Source organism: Longibaculum muris, from assembly GCF_004343035.1.
GTDB classification, from domain to species: domain Bacteria; phylum Bacillota_I; class Bacilli_A; order Erysipelotrichales; family Coprobacillaceae; genus Longibaculum; species Longibaculum muris.
Map to the genome: position 1 here is coordinate 1 of NZ_SMCQ01000047.1, position 2,882 is coordinate 2,882.

The following is a 2,882-nucleotide window of genomic DNA, read 5'->3' on the forward strand; positions in this document are numbered from 1 at the left end:
GTACCGTATTAAGCAGCTACGGGCAGCTATGCGGCTGCCCGGAAATCCTCAAAAAAAGTTGTAATTTTTTTTGTCGTGGGCTTGACATACGGGTGCCTTAATGAGTGAAAATTAATTTCAAAATCATACAAGTTACAAATTTTTGAAAATGATATTGTATATTTATAGGATCTGATATTTTCTCTGAATTTGTATAGATATAATAAGATTGTTCTTTTGGACTCGTTAATTTGTAATAAGACTTTACATAGTTCATGATGAAATCAGGTAATGGAACTAATTGTTTGGATATATCAGTTTTTTGGTTCAAGTTCCATCAACTGTGTTTTAAAAGAATTATTAATATTATTCTTTAATCTTTCGATAGTACGATTCACATTAACAATATCAGTTTCAAAATCAATATCTTCCCATTTTAAACCAGCTACTTCATCAACACAAAACCTACCATATAATGATAAAAGAATTATCATTGATTTATTATCTAAATGACTGAAACAATAACTTTCTAATGCTTCTTTTTGTTCAATGGTTAGTAGCTTATATCCATTGTTTGATTTTCCTGATTTTATAAAACTAAAATTAACATTAGCTATGTGATATTTAAATTGAACAAAACCTAAAATTGCTTTTAAAACATAACGAATACCTTTTAATGTACTTGTAGAATAATCGTTGTTTTGTATACGTTCTTGAAAATAAAAAAGATTAATTCTTCATTGATTTGATTGATATTAAGTTTTCCAAAATTCTTATCAAGATGAGTTGATACAATATTCCCATATTTACCATATGAAGAATTCTTAACTGATAATTTCTTTACTTTCAACTATTCATTTGATACTTCTTTAAAACTAATTTCTTTGTTAGATACTAACATACTATATTTCTCATTTTGTGTATAAAATTTTAAATATATAAAGATATATCATATAACCGAATTCATTATAATGTTAAATACGACAATAAATGTGTTAAACATGTATAGAATGTTTAAATAAGGTAATATGTCGATTTTTTTCTTGAAAAGCAGAACATATATGTTATAATTATTCTCACAGAACTCGTCGTTATATGATAAGATACAAACAAATCAAGTTAAGAAAAGCCATCAATCTGAACAAATTTGTTCTAGATAATTGGCTCTTTTTTTATACTTATCTTTTTAATTGTTCAAATATTTGATAGTTTTCTTTATCAAACCTCTCAGCTTCTTTCAAAAGCAATATTGCCATAGAAATAGTTGTTAGATTAGTGCACAGCATTTGAGTCCAATATATATCAATATAGATATTAACCTTTGGATTAGAATGATTACTCTTTAATAAAATAAGTGATACACCTAATGTATCTGCAATCTTTCGTAATACTTCTTCTTTTGGTTGTCTTTTTCCTTTTTCATATTGAGTTATTCTAATACCTGCATTTCTTTCACTAAATCCAACTAATAATCCTAATTCTTTCTGTGTGATATGACGTCTTTTTCTTACAAATTTAATTTTCTGACCAAGTTTTATGTTACTTTCTCCTTTTCATACTTTCTTAATAACACCCATATTTAATTATCATTTAAAGGGAATAGAGTAGAGGGAAAATAAATTATTTTCGCCCCTCTCATTGCACCGTACGTACGGTTTTCGTATACGGCGCTACATTTATATGTTAATACAACTATCTCAGATAGTATTCTAGGGGATTGACCAAGCCCGGTCGATTCCCTTTTCTTATGGCTAGTATGTCTGCATTTAGTAAGAAGTTGACGACATTCCCATTCGCTCGTTTATACCAACCTAATCTTGAGTTGGCTACTGAATAAATCTGTTCATCGCTAAACTTATATGGAAGTTTCCTATTAAGCATTTGTAGACTTTTCCAAATCTTCATTGGTTTCTTCCATTGCTTAATGATAATCACTCGTATCTTATGTCTTAACCATTGTCCGAATTTGTCTATGAATACCTTCATTTTCCCAATTCTAAAATAGTTAATCCATCCTCTTACGATTTGATTTACTCGAGTAAATGTTTCTGCATTGGATTTTGCTATACATTTCTTGCGTATAAGTATCTTTCGACACTTATCATAGAGTTTCATTTTGCTCTTACTGCTAGGACTGCACACCCATTTGGAACTCATCTTGGTATATGTAAACCCTAGAAAGTTGCTTTTTGTTGGTCTTACAACTTTTGTCTTGCTTGCATTGACTTTTAAAAACAACTTTCTTTCTAGCCATGATGAGACTGACTTCATGACCCTGTTTGCACTCATCTCGCTTTTGACAAAGATATTACTATCATCTGCATACCTTGAAAAGCGAAGTCCTCTTTCCTTCAGTCCCTTATCAAATTTATCTAAATAGATATTTGATAATATTGGAGACAACGGACTTCCTTGGCTTACTCCTAGGCTATTTGGTTTTATTAATCCTTTTTCCATAATTCCTGCCTGCAGGAATTTTCTGATAAGATGTAGTGTTATTGAGTCATTCACTTTCTCTCTAAGAATTGAAATTAATTTATCATGATTAACTGTATCAAAGTATGCTTCTATATCCAAATCAATGACCCATTCATATCCCTCATTTAAGTATTCTAGTGTTCTTTCCATGGCATCATGTGCACTTCTGTTTGGTCTAAATCCAAAACTGTTATCACTGAACTGACTGTCATAGATTTGTGTTAAGACTTGTGCAACTGCTTGCTGTATCACTCTATCTATAACTGTTGGAATTCCTAATGGCCTTTGTGTTCCATTTGATTTAGGTATATATACTCTCTTCACAGGTTGTGTTAATGTCAATATAAATTTCACCAAAAATGTTAGTTTAAGTTTCACCAGTTTTGGTTGTTTTGCCCATCTTCCTCTATCATTGATATCTTGTC

General features: G+C 30.1%; 4 protein-coding genes. All 4 read right to left on the minus strand.

Annotated elements, in window-relative coordinates; all coding sequences use genetic code 11:
- Positions 1–293: 293 nt before the first annotated feature.
- Positions 294–473 carry a site-specific integrase gene (locus EDD60_RS15925; RefSeq protein WP_066450826.1) on the minus strand — a complete coding sequence of 60 codons (180 nt, stop codon included), beginning with the start codon at positions 471–473 and terminating at the stop codon, positions 294–296.
- A gap of 179 nt (positions 474–652) precedes the next feature.
- The gene (locus EDD60_RS16775; protein WP_132226550.1) at positions 653–829 is read right to left on the minus strand and encodes a tyrosine-type recombinase/integrase; all 177 of its coding nucleotides are present in this window, start codon (positions 827–829) and stop codon (positions 653–655) included.
- Between the two features lie 328 nt (positions 830–1,157).
- Positions 1,158–1,517: a helix-turn-helix domain-containing protein gene (locus tag EDD60_RS15935; protein WP_132226552.1), complete on the minus strand. Its 360-nt coding sequence runs from the start codon at positions 1,515–1,517 to the stop codon at positions 1,158–1,160.
- Positions 1,518–1,671: 154 nt separating this feature from the next.
- A partial coding sequence (gene ltrA / locus EDD60_RS15940; RefSeq protein ID WP_132226551.1) for a group II intron reverse transcriptase/maturase occupies positions 1,672–2,882 on the minus strand: 1,211 nt, incomplete at its 5' end.

Excerpts from the sequence above, each read along its gene's own strand:
- EDD60_RS15925 (WP_066450826.1), bottom strand. The coding sequence starts at position 473 with ATGATAATTCTTTTATCATTATATGGTAGGTTTTGTGTTGATGAAGTA.